The organism is Agromyces larvae, from assembly GCF_022811705.1.
Classification (GTDB): domain Bacteria; phylum Actinomycetota; class Actinomycetes; order Actinomycetales; family Microbacteriaceae; genus Agromyces; species Agromyces larvae.
In genome coordinates this window covers 215,920-233,396 of sequence record NZ_CP094528.1, presented here as the reverse complement: position 1 = coordinate 233,396, position 17,477 = coordinate 215,920, and the positions used below count along the sequence as shown (strand labels likewise).

At 71.9% G+C, this 17,477-nt stretch carries 17 protein-coding genes; 11 read left to right on the top strand and 6 right to left on the bottom strand.

The genetic code is table 11. The annotated features are described in order from the left end of the window. Positions 1–38: 38 nt before the first annotated feature. Positions 39–1,586 (bottom strand): glyceraldehyde-3-phosphate dehydrogenase, encoded by a 1,548-nt coding sequence (locus tag MTO99_RS01015; RefSeq protein ID WP_256461025.1) that lies wholly within the window; start codon positions 1,584–1,586, stop codon positions 39–41. Positions 1,587–1,759: 173 nt separating this feature from the next. On the opposite strand from MTO99_RS01015, the gene MTO99_RS01010 reads away from it, so the two are divergent. Continuing rightward, complete coding sequence (locus MTO99_RS01010; protein ID WP_243556197.1) at positions 1,760–2,848, top strand: VanZ family protein; 1,089 nt, start codon at positions 1,760–1,762, stop codon at positions 2,846–2,848. On the opposite strand, the gene MTO99_RS01005 is transcribed toward MTO99_RS01010, so the two are convergent. Genes MTO99_RS01005 through MTO99_RS00995 form a run of 3 tightly spaced genes read right to left on the bottom strand, consistent with a single transcriptional unit; the run spans position 2,835 to position 5,288 of the window. Next, positions 2,835–3,140: a hypothetical protein gene (locus MTO99_RS01005; RefSeq protein ID WP_149159659.1), complete on the bottom strand. Its 306-nt coding sequence runs from the start codon at positions 3,138–3,140 to the stop codon at positions 2,835–2,837. The genes MTO99_RS01010 and MTO99_RS01005 overlap by 14 nt on opposite strands. 32 nt (positions 3,141–3,172) lie before the next feature. Then, positions 3,173–3,769: a hypothetical protein gene (locus tag MTO99_RS01000; RefSeq protein ID WP_243556195.1), complete on the bottom strand. Its 597-nt coding sequence runs from the start codon at positions 3,767–3,769 to the stop codon at positions 3,173–3,175. A gap of 16 nt (positions 3,770–3,785) precedes the next feature. Further along, on the bottom strand, positions 3,786–5,288 hold the full coding sequence (locus MTO99_RS00995; protein WP_243556193.1) for an APC family permease: 1,503 nt from the start codon (positions 5,286–5,288) through the stop codon (positions 3,786–3,788). A gap of 131 nt (positions 5,289–5,419) precedes the next feature. Between MTO99_RS00995 and MTO99_RS00990 the strand changes: the two genes are divergently transcribed. The 8 genes from MTO99_RS00990 (at position 5,420) to MTO99_RS00955 (ending at position 13,995) form a co-directional block, all read left to right on the top strand. Continuing rightward, positions 5,420–6,010, top strand: coding sequence for a TetR/AcrR family transcriptional regulator (locus MTO99_RS00990; protein ID WP_243556191.1), 591 nt, complete (start codon positions 5,420–5,422; stop codon positions 6,008–6,010). 91 nt (positions 6,011–6,101) lie between these two features. After that, positions 6,102–7,067 (top strand): AraC-like ligand-binding domain-containing protein, encoded by a 966-nt coding sequence (locus tag MTO99_RS00985; protein ID WP_243556189.1) that lies wholly within the window; start codon positions 6,102–6,104, stop codon positions 7,065–7,067. A 137-nt stretch (positions 7,068–7,204) separates the two neighbouring features. Beyond that, positions 7,205–8,614 (top strand): aldehyde dehydrogenase family protein, encoded by a 1,410-nt coding sequence (locus MTO99_RS00980; protein ID WP_243556187.1) that lies wholly within the window; start codon positions 7,205–7,207, stop codon positions 8,612–8,614. A 6-nt stretch (positions 8,615–8,620) separates the two neighbouring features. Next, positions 8,621–10,774: a primary-amine oxidase gene (locus tag MTO99_RS00975; protein ID WP_243556185.1), complete on the top strand. Its 2,154-nt coding sequence runs from the start codon at positions 8,621–8,623 to the stop codon at positions 10,772–10,774. Positions 10,775–10,920: 146 nt separating this feature from the next. Next, positions 10,921–11,868: a hypothetical protein gene (locus tag MTO99_RS00970; protein ID WP_243556183.1), complete on the top strand. Its 948-nt coding sequence runs from the start codon at positions 10,921–10,923 to the stop codon at positions 11,866–11,868. 170 nt (positions 11,869–12,038) lie between these two features. Beyond that, positions 12,039–12,989, top strand: a complete 951-nt coding sequence (locus MTO99_RS00965) for an AraC-like ligand-binding domain-containing protein (RefSeq protein WP_243556181.1) — start codon at positions 12,039–12,041, stop codon at positions 12,987–12,989. A gap of 149 nt (positions 12,990–13,138) precedes the next feature. Next, complete coding sequence (locus tag MTO99_RS00960) at positions 13,139–13,630, top strand: cupin domain-containing protein (RefSeq protein ID WP_243556179.1); 492 nt, start codon at positions 13,139–13,141, stop codon at positions 13,628–13,630. Next, entirely contained in the window at positions 13,627–13,995 is a 369-nt protein-coding gene (locus MTO99_RS00955; protein WP_243556177.1) for a nuclear transport factor 2 family protein, read from the top strand. Before MTO99_RS00960 ends, MTO99_RS00955 begins: the two co-directional genes overlap by 4 nt. Positions 13,996–14,119: 124 nt before the next feature. On the opposite strand, the gene MTO99_RS00950 is transcribed toward MTO99_RS00955, so the two are convergent. Beyond that, positions 14,120–14,572 carry a cupin domain-containing protein gene (locus MTO99_RS00950; protein ID WP_243556175.1) on the bottom strand — a complete coding sequence of 151 codons (453 nt, stop codon included), beginning with the start codon at positions 14,570–14,572 and terminating at the stop codon, positions 14,120–14,122. Between the two features lie 134 nt (positions 14,573–14,706). Further along, complete coding sequence (locus MTO99_RS00945; RefSeq protein ID WP_243556173.1) at positions 14,707–15,681, bottom strand: GNAT family N-acetyltransferase; 975 nt, start codon at positions 15,679–15,681, stop codon at positions 14,707–14,709. 192 nt (positions 15,682–15,873) lie between these two features. Between MTO99_RS00945 and MTO99_RS00940 the strand changes: the two genes are divergently transcribed. Both MTO99_RS00940 and MTO99_RS00935 read left to right on the top strand, forming a co-directional pair. Further along, entirely contained in the window at positions 15,874–16,275 is a 402-nt protein-coding gene (locus MTO99_RS00940) for a nuclear transport factor 2 family protein (RefSeq protein ID WP_243556172.1), read from the top strand. Continuing rightward, positions 16,272–17,474, top strand: coding sequence for a DmpA family aminopeptidase (locus MTO99_RS00935; RefSeq protein WP_243556170.1), 1,203 nt, complete (start codon positions 16,272–16,274; stop codon positions 17,472–17,474). Before MTO99_RS00940 ends, MTO99_RS00935 begins: the two co-directional genes overlap by 4 nt. Positions 17,475–17,477: the final 3 nt, after the last annotated feature.

The window sequence follows — 17,477 nt, the reverse complement described above, 5'->3', positions numbered from 1 at the left end:
GCCGGCGCGGGCGAGGCGCCGGCGCGGGCGAGGCGCCCTCAGCCGACGGGCGCCGCCGCGCGCTCGACGCGTACCGGCTCGCGCTCGGGCAGCACCACGGGGTGCGTGCCCGCCATCGCCTCGATGACGCGCACGACCTGGCACGAGTAGCCGTACTCGTTGTCGTACCAGACGTACAGCACGACATCGCGGCCGTCGGCGATGGTGGCGAGGCCGTCGACGATGCCGGCGCGGTTCGAGCCGACGAAGTCGGTCGACACGACCTCGGGCGACTCGATGTAGTCGACCTGCTGGCGAAGCGGCGAGGTGAGCGACACGCGGCGCAGGTAGGCGTTCAGCTCGGCCTTCGAGGCCGGCCGGCCGAGCCGGAGGTTCAGGATCGCGAGCGAGACGTCGGGCGTCGGCACCCGGATCGCCGACCCGGTCAGCTTGCCCTCGAGCTGCGGCAGCGCCTTCGACACCGCCTTCGCGGCGCCCGTCTCGGTGATGACCATGTTGAGCACCGCTGAGCGGCCGCGACGGTCGCCCGAGTGGAAGTTGTCGATGAGGTTCTGGTCGTTGGTGAACGAGTGCACCGTCTCGACGTGGCCGCGCTCGACGCCGTACGCCTCGTCGATCGCGGCGAGCACGGGCGTGATCGCGTTCGTCGTGCACGACGCCGCCGACAGGATGCGGTCGCCCGGCTCGATCGAAGCGTGGTTGATGCCGTGCACGATGTTCTTGATCGCGCCCTTGCCGGGTGCGGTGAGCAGCACGCGCGCGACCCCGGTCGACCGCAGGTGCTGCGCGAGGCCGGCCTCGTCGCGCCAGCGGCCCGTGTTGTCGACGACGATCGCGTCGCGGATGCCGTACGCGGTGTAGTCGACGGTCGCGGGGTCGTCGGAGTAGATCACCTGGATGAGCGTGCCGTTGGCGAGGATCGTGTCGCGCTGCTCGTCGACCTCGATCGTGCCCTGGAACGGGCCGTGCACCGAGTCGCGGCGCAGCAGGCTCGCGCGCTTCTGCAGGTCGTTCTCGCTGCCCTTGCGCACCACGATCGCACGCAGGTTGAGCCCCTGGCCGCCGCCGGCGTGCGCGATCAGGATGCGGGCCAGCAGCCGCCCGATGCGTCCGAACCCGTACAGCACGACATCGGTGCCGGTCGCGGCCTGCGGCGCACCCGAGGCATCCGGTTCGCCCGAGGCATCCGCGCCCAGGGCATCCGCGCCCGGAGCATCCACCAGGACGCTCGCGAGCTCGCTGCGCAGGAACGCGACCAGGTCGGATGCCTCCCCCACCGCCTCGGCGGCGCGGAACCGCGCGACCAGGCGCGCGACGTCGATCGACGCCGGGCCGGGCGAGAGCTGGCGCAGCGCCTCGAGCACCAGGATCGTGTCCGCCGGGTCGAGCTCGACGTCGCCGGCCTGCCGGGCGAACCGGTGCGCCTTCAGCAGGTCGACCGGCGACCGGTTGATGAGCCGGCGCCCGTGGATCGAGGTCACCACCCCGTGGTCGCGGTAGAGGCCGCCGATGAGCGGGATCATCCGCTCGGCGAGCTCCTCTCGGGCGATCCAGGCCTGGCGTCGGGCGTCGAACTCGTGGCTCACGTGGCGTTTCCTCTCGGCCGAGCCGCCGGGTGGGCAGCGTCGACCACAACTCGGTTCCGAAGGGATGCCTCGATCCTATGCAGCCCGCCACTGGAGAACCGCTGGACACCGCGGCGGTCGACACGCGCCGAGCTCGACGCGATGGCGAAGCATCCGGTTCGTACACTCGACCGATGGACCGACTGATGCCCGGCCTCATCGCCATCCTGTTCGGGGCCCTGGTGCTGCTCGTCGTGTTCGTGCCCCTCGTCGCGCTCAGCTACCGTCGGCGAGGCGGATTCTCGGCGGCGCGGTTCGCCGGCTGGATCGCGCTGCTGTTCTACGCCATCGGGCTGTGGGCGTACACGCTCCTGCCGTTCCCCGAGCCCGGTTCGTACACCTGCGTCGGCGCGGTGCTGAACCCGTTCGAGGATGTCGTCGACATCCTGCGTCGGCAGGCCGCCGGCGAATCGCTGCTGCGCAATCCCGCGCTGCAGCAGGCGGCGCTGAACGTGCTGCTGTTCGCACCGCTCGGGGTGTTCGCCCGGCTGCTGTTCGGTCGCGGCGTCGTCGTCGCGACGATCGCGGGCGCCGCGGTCTCGCTCGCGATCGAGCTGACCCAGCTGACCGGGCTGTGGGGCGTCTTCTCGTGCGCGTACCGCGTGTTCGACACCGGCGACCTGGTGACCAACACGGCCGGCGCGATCATCGGCTCGCTGCTGGCCGTCCCGGTCGTGCGGCGCGTGCAGGCGCGTCGTCGCCCGGAGGCCGCGCCCGCCGCGTCGGGCCCCGTCTCGGCAGGCCGACGGTTGCTCGCGATGCTCGCCGACTGGTTGTCGAGCTGGCTGCTCGCCGGCGCAGCCGCCGTGCTCGTGAACGCGGCGGTGCTCGCGCTCGCCGGCCGCGACCGGCTCGTCGAGGTCGGCGACACCGTCTCGACCTGGTCGGCGATCGTGCCGATCGTCGCCCAGCTCTGGTCGGTGCTGGCCACGGGCGCGACGCTCGGCGAGCACGCGACGCTCATCGAGGCGGTCGAGTCGCGCCGACCCGTGCTGTGGTGGCGGCTGGTGCGGTTCGGCGCCGGCATCGGCGGCTACCTCGTGCTGGCGCAACTGCCCGCACCGTTCGGCCTCACCGCGTTCGGGCTCGCGGTCGCGAGCATCGTGGTCGCGTTCACGTCGCGCGGCCATCGCGGACTCGCGCAAGCGGCCGCGGGCATGGACGCGCGCGGGCTGGTGCGAAGCGACGACGACACTCGCCGCGACGCGACTACGACGCCGTGACGTCCTCGACGATGCGGATGACCGACGATGCGACCCGCTGCGGCTGACCCTCGAAGGCCGCCGCCCGGGCCGCCGACGGGAGGTACGCCGCCTCGCGCGCCTCGAACTCCGCCCGGTCGCCGTCGACGCTGACCGCCCACACGAATTCGTTCGTCTCGGGCAGCCCGTACGCGAACTCGATGCCGAAGCCGGCTTCGGCGCGCACCCGGGGCATCCACTCCTGCCACCACGCGACGAACGCGTCGTACGTCCCGTCGACGAGCTGGTACCTGCGCAATTGGATCGTCTTCACGCGCCCATCCTGCCAGCCGCGACGGCGCCGGCTCACCCGAGCGGCATCGCGACCGCCATGAGCGCCATGCCCACGGCCATGAGCGGGTGCCGCCAGGCGGCCCACCGGGCTGTGTGCGGTGTGCGCACCCGCCCCGGCGGATGCGCCATCGTCGCGGCCGCCGGGGTCGGCGCGGCGACCGCGAGGGCGAGCGCCGCCACGACCACGACAGCCGTGAACGGCAGACCGAACAGCCCCGACCCCCCGTGCGACGCGTGCCCGCCGCCGATGGCCGGCCCCGAGGCATCCGCCGTCATCGCGAACCACATGCCCGCCATCGCGAGCAGTGCGCCCGCGTGCCGGGCGAGGTCGGCCCGCTCCGGCGTGCCGGGTCGCGCCCGCGGCACGACCAGCAGGGCGAGGGCGAGCGCGGCGAGCAGACCGCCCCAGACGACCGGCGCGACGGGCTGCACGGCGGGCACCGCCATGTCGACCGCCGACACCACCATCACGACGGCCGCGAGCCGTTCGCGCCGCACGACCGCACCGCCGTGCCGCACGGGCACGACGGTGCACGCCGCCGATGCAAGAGTCAGCGCGACGGCCGCGGCGGTGACGGCAGCGCCCAGGAGGGCGACGGCGGTCGACACGGCCCGGATGCCCCGTTCAGCCGAGGTGCTCGGCCGACGCCTGCTCGGCGCCGCGCCCGATGCGGGCGTACACCTCGGGCCGCCGCACGCGCAGGACGAGCGCCCACACCGCACCGGCGATGCCGGCTGCGACGATGAGGCCCGGCAGCACGAAGGTCAGCGCGTTCGACTCGGCCTGGTCGAGCAGCACGTTGAAGTTCGCGACGATGAGCACGAGCACGGTCGCGAGCGCGAGGAACGCGATGATCGGCGCGATGAGCCGCGAGCCGACGCCGACGTCGCGCGCATCGCGCCGGAAGAACCCGATCACCGCGAGCGAGACAACGGCCATGAGCAGCACCAGGCCGAGGGCGCCGGTGTTCGTGAGCCACGAGAACAGGGTGACGACGGGGAACAGCGGGCCGAGCTCCGACCCGGTGCCCGCGATCGCGAAGGCGACGATCACGACGACGGCGCTGATGCTCTGGGCGATGGAGCCCGCCCAGGGCGCGCCGCTGCGCTCGCGCACGCTCGCGAGTCCCGAGGGCAGCACGCCGTCGCGGCCGAGCGAGAACAGGTACCGGGCGACCGCGTTGTGGAAGCTGACCAGCGCGGCGAACAGGCTCGTGATGAACAGCAGCGACATGAAGTCGACCATCACCAGGCCGAGCCGTTCGGCGACGAAGCCGAAGAACAGCGGCGGTCCGGCCTCTTCGACGGTGATGCCTCCCGACGAGATCTTGTCGGTGCCGATCGCGAGCGCGAGCGCCCACGACGAGAGGGCGTAGAACACGCCGATGATGACGACGGCCGCGAACGTGGCGCGCGCGACGGTGCGCTTCGGGTCCTTCGCCTCCTCGCCGTAGATGGCGGCCGATTCGAAGCCCATGAACGCGGCGATGCCGAACACGAGCACGGCGCCGATGCCCGGCAGCAGCAGGGAGGCGGGCGAGATGGGGTCGGCGGTGAAGCCCTCGACGGGGTTGGCGAACGCGACGACGTCGAACACCGTGACGGCGATGAACTCGAGGGCGACGATGACCCCGAGCACCTTCGCCGACAGGTCGACGCGGTTCACCCCGAGGATCCCGACCACGACGACGAACACGATGACCCCGACCCACCACGGCAGGTCGATGCCGAACTTCTCGGCAAGCAGCGTCGAGACCTGGAACCCGAACATGCCCCAGATGCCGATCTGCATGCAGCTGTACGCGACGAGCGCGATGAGCGAGACGCCCACGCCGACGGGACGGCCGAGCCCCTGCGCCGCGTAGGCGGCGAATGCGCCGGCGTTCGTGATGAACCGGCTCATCGCCGCGTACCCGATCGAGAAGATCGCCAGCACGACCGCGAGCACGATGTAGCCGATCGGCACGGCGATCGAGCCGGTCACCGAGTATGCGGTGGTGGCGCCGCCCGCGATGACGGTGAGCGGTGCGGAGGCGGCGATGATGAGGACGGTGACGGCCGGGACGCCGAGGCGGCGACGCTGCCGCGTGTCGGTCCCCGGGGTCTCCGAGACGGTGGTCGCACTCATTCGGACTCCTGTGTCAGGGGTGGAGGGGGTCGACTCGAATGCTCGTTGCTGCGGGCGACGGGGTCTTGACGGTTCGAGCACGACCGTTGTCGTTCCGGGCACGGTGCGCGATCGCCTCGTAGGGTGCTCGTGTGAGTTCCACGACGCCCGCCGGGCGCAGGTCCCTGCTCGAGGCGACGATCACGGTCGTCGCGCGGTCGGGGCTGCGCGCCCTCACCTACCGCGCGGTCGCGGCCGAGGCGGGCGTGTCGCACGGCCTCGTGCGCCACCATTTCGGCTCGCGCGATCAGCTCATCGCGGAGGCGCTCGAGTACGCGGTCGCCGAGAGCCTCCGGGAGACGAGCATGACGGATGCCTCGGGGCGGGCGGCGACCGTCGCCGCCGACGGGTTCGCGTCGGGCATCGAATCGCTCGCCGAGCGCAGCACCGACATGCAGGCGTTCCAGTACGAGCTCCTGCTCGAGTCGCGGCGCCGGCCCGAGCTCCGCCCGCACGTCGAGCGGTACTACGAGACGTATCGGCGGGCGACGGCCGATCAGCTCGCCGCGCTCGGCATCGACGACGATGCGTTCATCGAGACGGTGTGGTTCGCGCTCGACGGGCTCGTCTTCCGCGATCTCGTGCTGGGTTCGGGGCCGGGGAGCGCACGCGTGCTGCGTCGCATCCGCGAGCTGGTGGCCGAGCGGGCGGCGCGCTCGTCGCGGTCGTCGACGACCGACTGAGCGCGACCGATCGTCCGAGCCGCGTTGACTATCCATCTGGATAGTCCTACGGTGGTCGGCAACCGTGCACCGACGCAGGGAGGTTCCGACGATGCATCCGACGCCGACGAGCCCGAGCACGAGCCCGAGCGCTCCGGCCTCGCTCGAACCGCTCGACTTCCCCGCGTTCCGCACCGCCGTGAGCGAATCGTTCGTGCCGCTCAAGGTCACGAGCGACCGGCCCGACCCGTTCTCGGGATCCATCCGCCACGCCGAGGCCGACGCGGTGCACTTCTCGATCGTCTCGGCGACCGAGCACGCCGTCGAACGCACCCCGCAGCTCATCGCCGCCGACCCCCGCCGCTACTACAAGCTCGGCCTCCAGCTCGCCGGCACCGGCCTGCTCGTGCAAGGCGGTCGCGAGACCCTGCTGCAGCCCGGCTCGATCGCGATCTACGAGACCGACCGACCGTACTCGCTCGCCTTCGACGGCGACTCCCGCACGCTCGTCGTGATGTTCCCCTCCCGGCTCGTCGACCTGCCGCAGCAGGCCGTCGCCGAACTCACCGCCACTCCGCTGGGCACGGCCGGCGGCATGGGCGGGCTCGTCGGCGCGTTCCTCGCGAACCTCGCCGACCGCTTCGACCTCGTGTCGGGGATCTCGGGCGAGCGCATCGGCCGCAACGCCGTCGACCTCGTCGTCACCATGCTCTCGAACGAGCTCGCCGCCGGGCGCGTCGAGGTGAACCCCCGGCAACGGCTGTTCGCCGAGATCACCCGGTTCATCGACGACCGGCTGCGCACGGGCGGCCTCGACCCCGTGTCGATCGCCGCCGCGCACTACATCTCCCCCCGCCACCTGCACGCGCTCTTCCACGAGAACGGCACGACCGTGTCGACGTGGGTGCGTCGCCGGCGGCTCGAGGAGTGCCGGGTGCGCCTGGCCGATCCCGCGTTCGCCGGACGGTCGATCTCGAGCATCGCCGCCGACTGGGGTTTCGCCGACGGCGCGCACTTCAGCCGCGTCTTCCGCGCCGAGTTCGGCCGCTCCCCGAGCGACGTGCGCGCCCGGCACTGAGCGACGAACGCGCGCCGCACCGACCGACCCGCCGCACGAGCCGAAGGCCCGCACGAACGGTCAACGTCCGTGCCGACGCAGACAAGACGACCCCCGTCGCGCCCGCGGAGACTGGGCGCACGACCCCAGGAGGAGACATGCACACGTACGAGAGCCTGCTCGCAGCCGTCACCACGACGTCGGGTGAGACCCGCGAGGTGCTCGACCCCGCCACCGGCGAGCGCATCGGCTCGGTACGCGTGGACGGCACCGCCGAACTCGACCGCGCCGTCGAGCGCGCGCGTGCCGCGCAGCCCGAGTGGGCGGCGCTCACCGACGACGAACGCGTCGCCGTGCTCGGCCGGGTCGCCGACGCCATCGAGGCGTCGAGCGACGCGCTCGCCGAACTGCTCTCGCGCGAGCAGGGCAAGCCGCTGAACGGGCCCAACGCGCGCTTCGAGGTCGGCGCCTGCGTGTCGTGGCTGCGCGCGACGGCCGCCACCCCGCTGCCCGTCGAGGTCGTCGTCGACGACGGCGAGAACTACGCCGAGCTGCACTACCGCCCCATCGGCACCGTCGGCGTCATCACCCCGTGGAACTGGCCCATGATGATCGCGATCTGGCAGATCGCCCCGTCGCTGCGGATGGGCAACACGGTCGTCGCCAAGCCCTCCGAGTACACGACCCTCTCGGGCCTGGCGCTCGCCGCCGTCATGAACGAGGCCCTGCCCGAGGGCGTGCTCGAGGTCGTCGCCGGCGACGGCTCGCTCGGCGCCGAACTGGTGAAGAACCCGGCGTTCGGCAAGATCATGTTCACGGGATCGACCGCGACGGGCAAGAAGATCATGGCGAGCTCGGCCGACAACCTCGCACGCCTCACGCTCGAGCTCGGCGGCAACGACGCCGGCATCGTGCTGCCCGACGTCGACCCCGCCGCGATCGCCGAAGGGCTGTTCTGGGGCGCCTTCATCAACACCGGCCAGACCTGCGCCGCCATGAAGCGCCTCTACGTGCACGACGACGTCTACGACGCGGTGTGCGAGGCGCTCGCCGAGGTCGCGTCGAAGATGCCGATGGGCCGGGGCCTCGACGAGCAGAACGTGCTCGGGCCGCTGCAGAACCGCATGCAGTGGGAGGTCGTGAACCGCCTCGTCGAAGCCGCGAAGTCGTCGGGCGCGCGGGTGCTGCTCGGCGGGCAGCCCGACTCCGAGGCATCCGGCCACTTCTACCCGACCACGCTCGTGGCCGACATCGACGACGCGAACCCGCTCGTGCAGGAGGAGCAGTTCGGGCCGGCGCTGCCGATCATCCGGTACTCCGACGTCGAGGAGGCGATCCGCATGGCGAACGCCGTCGACGTCGGCCTCGGCGCCTCGGTGTGGTCGGCCGACCGCGCCAAGGCCCGCGAGATCGCCGCGCGCCTCGAGGCCGGCACGGTCTGGATCAACTCGCACGGCGGCGTGCACCCGATGATCCCCTTCGGCGGGGTCAAGCAGTCGGGCTTCGGGCTCGAGTTCGGCGCCGAAGGGCTGAAGTCGGTCGCCGTCCCCCAGATCATCAACGGATAAGGCATCATGCACCGCCCCGACCCGACCCACACCCACGGCGCCCGCGTCACGACCCCCGGGACCGCGACGCACCCGCTCGACCCGCTGACCGCCGACGAGATCGCCGCCGCCCGCCGCATCCTCGACGAGGCCGGCCAGGTCACCGAGTCGACGCGGGTGCCGCGCATGCTGCCGGTCGACCCGTCGAAGGAGTCGCTCGCGGCGTGGCGGCCCGGCGACGCACTCGACCGGCGCATCCGGGTCACCCTGCTCGACCGGGCGACCGGGGTCGCGAGCGAGGCGATCGTCGCGGTCGGCCGCGGCGAGGTCGACGAGCTGCGGGTGCTGCCGAACGGCGAGGCGCCGTACGGGCAGCCGCAGTACCTCTTCGAGGAGTACGACGACGCGGCCGCGATCGTGAAGGCCTCGCCCGAGTGGCAGGCGGCGATGACGCGGCGCGGCCTCGCCGAGCATCTGGACCTCGCGTTCTGCTCGCCGCTCGCGCCCGGCTTCTTCGGCCGCGACGACGAGGTCGGGCGGCGCATCGTGCGCTCGCACACCTATCTGCGGTTCCACGAGGGCGACAGCCCGTGGGCGCATCCCGTCGAGGGTCTCGTCGTGCACGTCGACCTGACCGAGCGCCGGGTCATCCGCATCGACGACGAAGGCGACGTCCCCGTGCCCGAAGCGCACGGCAACTACACGCTCGACGTGCAGGGCCCGGCCCGCACCAGCCTGAAGCCGATCGAGATCACCCAGCCCGATGGCCCGAGCTTCTCGGTCGACGGCTCGCTGGTGCAGTGGGAGAACTGGCGGTTCCGGGTCGGGTTCACCCAGCAGGAGGGGCTGGTGCTGAACCAGATCACCTGGCGCGACGGCGACGAGCACCGGTCGGTCGCGCACCGCGCCAGCGTGCCCGAGATGGTGGTGCCCTACGGCGACACCTCGGTGAGCCGGTACTGGATCAGCTACTTCGACGCCGGCGAGTACCTGCTCGGCAAGAACGCGAACTCGCTCTCGCTCGGCTGCGACTGCCTCGGCGTCATCCACTACTTCGACGCGTTCGTGCCCGACGACCGGGGCAACCCCGTGAAGCTCCCGCAGGCCATCTGCATGCACGAGGAGGACTCCGGCATCCTCTGGAAGCACACCGACCTCGAGGGCCGGTCGGAGGTGCGGCGCAGCCGTCGCCTGGTGGTCAGCTACTTCGCGACGATCGGCAACTACGACTACGGCTTCTTCTGGTACTTCTACCTGGATGGCTCGATCCAGGTCGAGGCGAAGGCGACCGGCATCGTGTTCGCGGGCGCCGGGACCCCCGGCACCGAGAACCCGCACGCGCCCGAGATCGCCCCCGGCATCTTCACGCCCGTGCACCAGCACCTGTTCTGCGCCCGCATCGACGCCGCGATCGACGGCGAGGACAACACGCTGCACGAGATCGAGATCCAGGGCATCCCGACGGGGCCCGACAACCCGTACGGCAACGCGTTCACCTGGACCGACACGAAGCTCGCGACCGAGCAGCAGGCGCAGCGCATCGCGAACGGCCTCACCTCGCGCGTCTGGGAGGTGCGCTCGGCGCACCGCACGAACCACGTCGGCAAACCGACCGCGTACCGGCTGCTGCCCGAGGGCAAGGCGCTGCTCGCCGCGCAGCCGGGCTCGAGCGTGCACGGCCGGGCGGCGTTCGCGACGAAGCACCTGTGGGGCACGCGGTACGCCCCCGACGAGCTCTACCCGGCCGGCTTCTTCCCGAACGCCCACGCACCGGGTGCGGGCCTGCCCGAGTGGACCAGAGCCGATCGCTCGATCGACGGCGAAGACCTGGTGCTCTGGCATGTGTTCGGCCCCACGCACATCCCCCGCACCGAGGACTGGCCGATCATGCCCGTCGACTACTCGGGCTTCTGGTTCAAACCGCACGGGTTCCTCGACCGGAACCCCGCCATGGACCTGCCCGACGGCGCAGCCGACCACTGCGCGCCGGGCGAGGGCGCGGGGCCGGCGGGCGAGGGCGCGGGGCCGGCGGGCGAGGGCGCGGGGCCGGCGGGCGGGCATGTCGCCGGGCACGCGGGCGGCGGCGCGGGCTGCTGCGCGAGCGGCGGCTGCGGATGCTGCGCCGGCGAGTCCTGCCGATGCGGCGACCCGTCCTGCGGATGCGGGAAGCCCAAGGGCTGAGTCGGGCACTGCCCTGCGGGCCGCGGGTCTGCGCCGGAAAAGTGCCAGCGAACCCGTCGATTGTGACTCGTCTCGGCGCGGGCCGGATTCCTAGGCTCGGGGCAGCGCACGCACGGTGCGCATCCGACCTCGAGAAAGCGTGCGCCATGTCCGCGAGCCCCTACGACCCTCTCTTCGTCCGCACCATGCGCAGCTGCGCGGCCGACTTCGTCTACGAAGGCGAGCCGGCCGGGCTGCCGAACCCGGCGAACGTCGACGACCCGCTCGGCCTGATGCGCCCGGCCGACGTGCCGCAGAGCAGGATCCATCTGAGCCACACCTGGATCCACCCGGTCGAGCATCCGCAGCACTGGGTCGACGAACACCGGCACGACTACGACGAGGTGCTCATCTGGACGGGCGCCGACCCCGAGCATCCGGACGACCTCGGGGCGGAGCTCTTCTTCGAGATCGAGGGGGTCCGGCACTCGGTGACCACGTCGGGTTCGGTCTACCTGCCCGCCGGCACCAGGCACTGCCCGCTCGGCTTCACGAACGTGCGGCGCCCGTTCAACTTCAGCGCGCTCTCGCTGAGCGCCGGATACTCGTCGGGTGACCACGACGCGGTTCGCTCCGCAGCCTCCGTCGCACCGCCGTACGAGCGCCTCTTCACGCGAGAACTGCGCGTGTGCGCCGACGACATGGTCAACGAGGGCGAGGCGGCGGGCACGGCGCTGCCGCCGAACCTGAGCCAGCCGTGGGCGATCGTGCGGGCCGACGACGTGCCCGAGGCGAAGACGTACATCACGATGAGCTGGGTGCATCCGACCGATGAACCGCAGCACTGGGTCGACGAGCACGAGCACGAGTACGACGAGGTGCTGGTGTGGACCGGTTCCGACCCCGACCGCCCCCACGACCTCGGCGCGGAGGTCGTCTTCGAGATCGAGGGCGTGCGGCACACGGTGACGACGTCCGGATCGGTGTACATCCCGGCCGGCACCAAGCACTGCCCACTGGGGTTCACCCGAGTGGACCGGCCGTTCCGATTCCTGGCGATCGCGCTGAGCGGCGACGGGCACTACCTGCCCGAGCACGAACGCGGACAGCGCTGACGGACCCCGCCGTCACCGCCGGGTCGCGACAGGCCGGCTCCGGCGGCGCGACCCGGTTCGGCGTTACCGGAACGCAACACGGTCGCCGTTCGTCGGTGTCGCCGTCCGCTTACGATCGAGTGGGACGCTCCGACACCGCCGTGGAGCGCTGCCACCCGAAGGGGACCCCGATGACGATGACTCCACCCGTTCCGACCGGATCGCACCAGGCACCGCTGCTGGATTTCAGCGCGTTCTCGGCCGTCGCCTCGTCCGCGTTCGTCCCGCTCGCGATCCGCAGCGACGAGCGCCGATCCTTCCGAGGCCAGGTTCGCACGGCCGAGATCGACCGCCTCGGCTTCACCGAGCTCTCGGCCACGGCGCACCGCGTCGAGCGGACGCCGAAGCTCATCTCCGAGGGCGGCGACTGCTACATGGTCGGCTTCATGCTCGCGGGGTCGGGAATCCTCGTCCAGGACGGACGCGAGCTGGTGATGCGCGAGGGCGACATCACGATCTACGACACGGCCCGCCCGTTCTCGCTGAGCTTCGACGACGATTCGAAGAACTTCGTGGTCATGCTTCCGAAGGACATGATCGGCCTGCCGCCCGAGCTGGTCGGGGAACTCACCGCGACCCGCCTGCACGACGAGGGCCGCACGAGCGCGCTGGCGTCGCAGTTCCTGCTCCACGTGCCGCAGGCGCTGCACTCCGCCTTCCCCGAGGTGCGATACGGACTCGCCCGTACCTCCGTCGGCCTGCTCGAGGTCCTGCTCACCATGGCGCTCGGCGAGGAACGGCTCGAGCAGGATCCGCACCAGGTCCTGCTGCGCAAGATCCGCGACTACATCGAGCAGCACCTCGGCTCCCCCGACCTCACTCCGGGCGAGATCGCGCACGCCCACCACATCTCGACCCGGCACCTGCACGGGCTCTTCCGCAGCCAGGGGACGACCGTCTCGGGGTACGTGCGCACACGACGGCTCGAGCATTGCCGGCAGGACCTCGTGAACGCCGTGTACGACGACCGCCCGGTCTCGGCCATCGCGGCACGCTGGGGCTTCATCGACGCGGCGCACTTCAGCCGGGTCTTCCGGGCGCAGTACGGCGCGACGCCCCGCGAGGTCCGCGCGCAGCGTTGACCCCGCAACGGGCGACCCGGCGAAAGTCCCAGCATCGCCGACCTGGGTGCACGGCGGCCGGCCGCGCGGATTCGTACGCTGATCCCGTCGCGCCGACACGCCGGCGTCGACGGCCTCACGGCCCCAGCGATCGTGCACTGGAGGGAACCATGTCGAACACCCACGCGGGCCTGTTCGTGACGCACATGCCGAACATCGGCGAGGACTTCACGAACGAGGGCGATGCGGCCGGACTGCCCACGCCGACGAACACCGGCGAGCCGCTCGGCCTCATGCGGGCGAACGAGGTGCCGCAGAGCAGGATCCACATGAGCCACACCTGGATCTTCGAGACCGATTCGCCCCAGCACTGGGTCAACGAGCACGAGCACGACTACGACGAGATCCTGATCTGGACGGGCACCGACCCCGAGAACCCGCGCGATCTCGGCGCCGAGCTGTACTTCGACATCGAGGGCGTGCGTCACTCCGTCACCGCTTCGGGCTCGGTCTACATCCCCGCCGGCACCCGGCACTGCCCGCTCGGCTTCGTGCAGGTCACCAGGCCGTTCAACTTCAGCGCGCTGTCGCTCAGCCCGGTGTACGACTCGGACGAGAACGCGGACCTGATCCCGCAGGCGCACGCCGAGTCGGCGTCGTGACCGCGGTGGCGACAGTGGAGGACGAGGTCCGCGCGGCGGTCGAGCGCTACGTGCAGGGCGTCTCGACCAACGATCCGGCGCTGGTCATGCGCGCCTTCAGCGACGACGCGGTGATGTGGGGCTACCTCGGCCCCGAGTTCGTGACCCAGTCGGCGGCGGCGTTCGCCGAGCAGGTGGTCGCCACGGCCCCGGCACCCGACCCCGCGTACGCGTCCGAGATCCACAGCATCTCGGTCACCGGCGAGGTCGCGACCGCCGTGCTCGATGAGCGGTCGTATCTCGGCGCCGACTTCCGCAACCATTTCGGGCTGGCACGGATCGAGGGCGCCTGGCGCATCGTCAGCAAGGTGTTCACGACCCGCTGAGCGGACGCACCGCGACGGCCCCGGTTCCGATGGAACCGGGGCCGTCGTCGTCGTTCGGCCGCGTCGTCGCCGCTCGCCCGAGCGGTCGGCGGGCCCGCCGCGCGGCAGCGGGCCCGCCGAGCGGTCACCGGCGACTCGAGTAGTTCGGCGCGAGCGACAGCGCGCTGAAGCGGAAGGGGCGGTCGACCCGGTTCCAGCCGAGCGGGCAGTGCACGGTTCCGGCGGGGATGTAGACCGAGCCCGACGTCGTGATGATCTGCCGCTCCCCGTCGATCTCCATGTAGATCTCGGCGCCGAGGTCATGCGGGTCGTCGGGGTTCGATCCCGTCCAGATCAGGATCTCGTCGTAGTCGTGCACATGCGGTTTGACCCACTCGGCGGGCTCGTCGGTCTCCTTGACCCAGACGTGGGTCATGTTGATCCGGCTCTCGGGCACCGAGTCGGGGTGCATCAGCCAGAACGGCTCGCCGAGGTTCTCGGGCTCGACCATGCCGGCCGCTTCGCCCTCGTTGCTCATCTCGCCGTTCGCGATCACGGGCATGTCCCGCACGAACAGGCGGTCGTACTCGCTCGCCATACTCTCCTCCTCAACGCGACCGCCTCTGCGGTCGCCTGACTCGACGCTACGGAGGCGCCCGATCGCCGACAACGGCTCGGCGACGACCCTGCTCACGGGGTCAAGGGCCCTGCGTCGAATGGAGATGCGCGGGCTCAGCCGGCGGGCCGGCGCTGCCAGAGGTTCCACAGCGGGCGGTAGCCCATGCGGCACCAGAAGGGACCCGACCGCGGGTTCAGGGCGGCGTAGTCGAGGAGCACGCGGTCGTACCCGCGCTCCTCGAGCCGGGCGTGGGCGAACTCCACCACCGCTTCGCCGATGCGGCTGCCGCGCACCTCCGGCCGCAGGTACATCGCCTGGAGGAAGGCGATGTCCGCCCCCGGCGCCACGCGCCCGAGATGCTCCGCCCGGTCGGTCTCGAGGCTCACGTACCCGACCTGATCGTCGCCGCATTCGACGATCCAGGTCCACTCCGGGTCGCGGTGCAGTCGCGCCTCGATGCCCGCGCGCAGGCTCGCACCCGCCTGCGGCCTTCTCGTGATGCTCCCGTGCTGGGCGTCGTGCGCGAAGAGCTCGGTATCGAGCTCGGTCAGCAGCGCGAGGTCGTCGAGTCGGGCCGGGCGGAGCCGCACACCCGCCGCCGACAGTCGCCGCTGCGCCGCCTCGCCGTCCGCGCCGCGGGAGCCGACCCGGATGCCCTCGACCCCGACGACGGCGAAGCCGCGTGCCAGCAAGGGCTTCACCGCGGCAGAGTCGCGTGCCGGCACGCGGAGCGAGCACGAGGTCTCCCAGTCGGTCGTGGCGTCGGCGCCGGCCCGTCGCATCCGTTCGGCCGCCTCCGCGAGCCAGGCGTCGAGCAGCTCCCCCATGGCACCGGCATCGCCCGACCAGCCGAGTTCGAGCTCCGCGCGATGCAGGGCGCCCCAGATCGCGGCCGGCTGGTCCTGGGCCAGGTGTGCGACCGAGACGCGGCCGACCGCGCGCACGGCGTCGCCGTCGAGCGCGGCGAGGATCGGGTCGTCGTCGTCGAACGCCCGGTCCGGCAACTGCGGATCGAGGGCGCGGCTGCGGTCGTTCATCGCCGCGAGGGCGGGCCGGATGCGCGCTCCGGTCGTCGTGGTGATCGTCATGCGCCTCGCGGCCCCTTCCGGTCGGATGCTCCGGGCCCCGTCGGGACCCGAGCCCGACGTTATCCGGCCGGCCCTCCCCCTCGATTGACGCTGCGGGAAGACCTGTTGCGCCCGTCGGCACAGTTCGGCGGAGGCGCCCGGTCCTGGCCGAGACTGGGTGGACGACGCCCGACCCCGAGGGAGAGACCGGCCGTGAGGACGAACCGAGAGATCATCGCAGCCCACTACGACGCCGCGGCGCACGGCGACCTGGCCGGGATGACGGCCGACTTCGCACCCGAGATCCGATGGATCGAGGCCGAGGGCTTCCCCACCGCGGGCCGCTACACCGGCGCGGACGAGATCGGCGCCTCGGTCTTCGCCGCGATCGCCACGGATTGGGACGGCTTCGGCATGCACGCCGACGAACTGCTCGAGAGCGGCGACACGGTCGTCGCGCTCGGCCGCTACCGGGGCATCCATCGCCGAACCGGGCGCGCGCTCGACGCTCGCGCGGTGCACGTCTGGCGACTCGCCGACGGCGCGATCACCGGGTTCGAGCAGATCGCCGACACGAGGCTCGTCGCCGACGCCGCCGAGGCGGTCGGCGCATGAGCGCGGCCGAGCTCGCCGACGGCTTCGCGGGCACGCGTTCGGGTCGCAAGGCCCGCGACCTCGGGCTCAGGATGGGCGATCTGCCGAACGGGCCGCGGAACGCGATCACCGACGTCGACGGCGTCCGCGTCGGTCACACGACGCTCATCTCGGGCGACGGGCCGCTGGTGCGCGGCGAGGGCCCGGTGCGCACCGGCGTGACCGTGGTCATCCCGCGCGAGGCGCCTTGGCACCACCCCCTCTACGCGGCGCCGCACCGGCTGAACGGCAACGGCGAGATGACGGGGCTCGAATGGATCCGCGAGTCGGGCCAGCTCACCAGCTACATCGGGCTCACCAACACGCACAGCGTCGGCGTCGTGCGCGATGCCCTCGTCGCCCACGAGGGCACGACGCGCCCGCCCGGCGAGGAGTACTGGTCGTTGCCGGTGGTCGCCGAGACCTGGGACGGCGCGCTCAACGACCTGAACGGCTTCCACGTCCGCGCCGAGCACGTGTTCCAGGCGATCGAGCAGGCGCACGGCGGTCACGTCGCCGAGGGCAGCGTCGGCGGCGGCACCGGGATGATCGCGCACGGATTCAAGGGCGGCATCGGCACCGCGTCGCGCGTCGTCGCCCCGGCCGACGGCGGCTACACCGTGGGAGTGCTCGTGCAGGCGAACCACGGCCGCCGCGACCGGCTCATGATCGAGGGCCGACCCGTGGGTCGCGCCATCCGGCTGCCCGGCGACGACGGCAGCGGGCACGAGGCGCCCGACGCGCGGTTCAGCTCGTCGCTTCCCGAGGGCAGCGGTTCGATCATCGTGATCGTCGCGACCGACGCGCCGCTGCTGCCCCACCAGTGCGCGCGGCTCGCGCAGCGGTCGACGCTCGGCATCGGCCGACTCGGCGGCGCGGGCGAGAACGGCAGCGGCGACCTGACGCTCTGCTTCTCGACCGGCAGCGGCGAGATCCCCGCCGGATTCGGCGGCCCCGGGAGCCCGCTCACGTACACACCCGTCGCGCTCGGCAACGACCGGATCGACCCGCTGTTCTACGCCGCGATCGAGGCGACCGAGGAGGCCATCGTCAACGCCATGCTCGCTGCGGACACCATGGTCGGCATCGACGGCGCGACCCGGTACGGGCTTCCCCACGACCAACTGCTGCGCGTGGTCGGGCTCGGGCCGGATGAGCGCGGCGAGCGCGGCGAGCGCTGATCG

Coding starts and splice junctions, on each gene's coding strand:
- MTO99_RS00980 (WP_243556187.1), top strand. CDS start 7,205: ATGCACACGTACGAGAGCCTGCTCGCAGCCGTCACCACGACGTCGGGT.
- MTO99_RS00975 (WP_243556185.1), top strand. CDS start 8,621: ATGCACCGCCCCGACCCGACCCACACCCACGGCGCCCGCGTCACGACC.
- MTO99_RS00995 (WP_243556193.1), bottom strand. CDS start 5,288: ATGAGTGCGACCACCGTCTCGGAGACCCCGGGGACCGACACGCGGCAG.
- MTO99_RS00960 (WP_243556179.1), top strand. CDS start 13,139: ATGTCGAACACCCACGCGGGCCTGTTCGTGACGCACATGCCGAACATC.
- MTO99_RS00945 (WP_243556173.1), bottom strand. CDS start 15,681: ATGACGATCACCACGACGACCGGAGCGCGCATCCGGCCCGCCCTCGCG.
- MTO99_RS01010 (WP_243556197.1), top strand. CDS start 1,760: ATGGACCGACTGATGCCCGGCCTCATCGCCATCCTGTTCGGGGCCCTG.
- MTO99_RS00935 (WP_243556170.1), top strand. CDS start 16,272: ATGAGCGCGGCCGAGCTCGCCGACGGCTTCGCGGGCACGCGTTCGGGT.
- MTO99_RS00965 (WP_243556181.1), top strand. CDS start 12,039: ATGACGATGACTCCACCCGTTCCGACCGGATCGCACCAGGCACCGCTG.
- MTO99_RS00950 (WP_243556175.1), bottom strand. CDS start 14,572: ATGGCGAGCGAGTACGACCGCCTGTTCGTGCGGGACATGCCCGTGATC.
- MTO99_RS00970 (WP_243556183.1), top strand. CDS start 10,921: ATGTCCGCGAGCCCCTACGACCCTCTCTTCGTCCGCACCATGCGCAGC.
- MTO99_RS00985 (WP_243556189.1), top strand. CDS start 6,102: ATGCATCCGACGCCGACGAGCCCGAGCACGAGCCCGAGCGCTCCGGCC.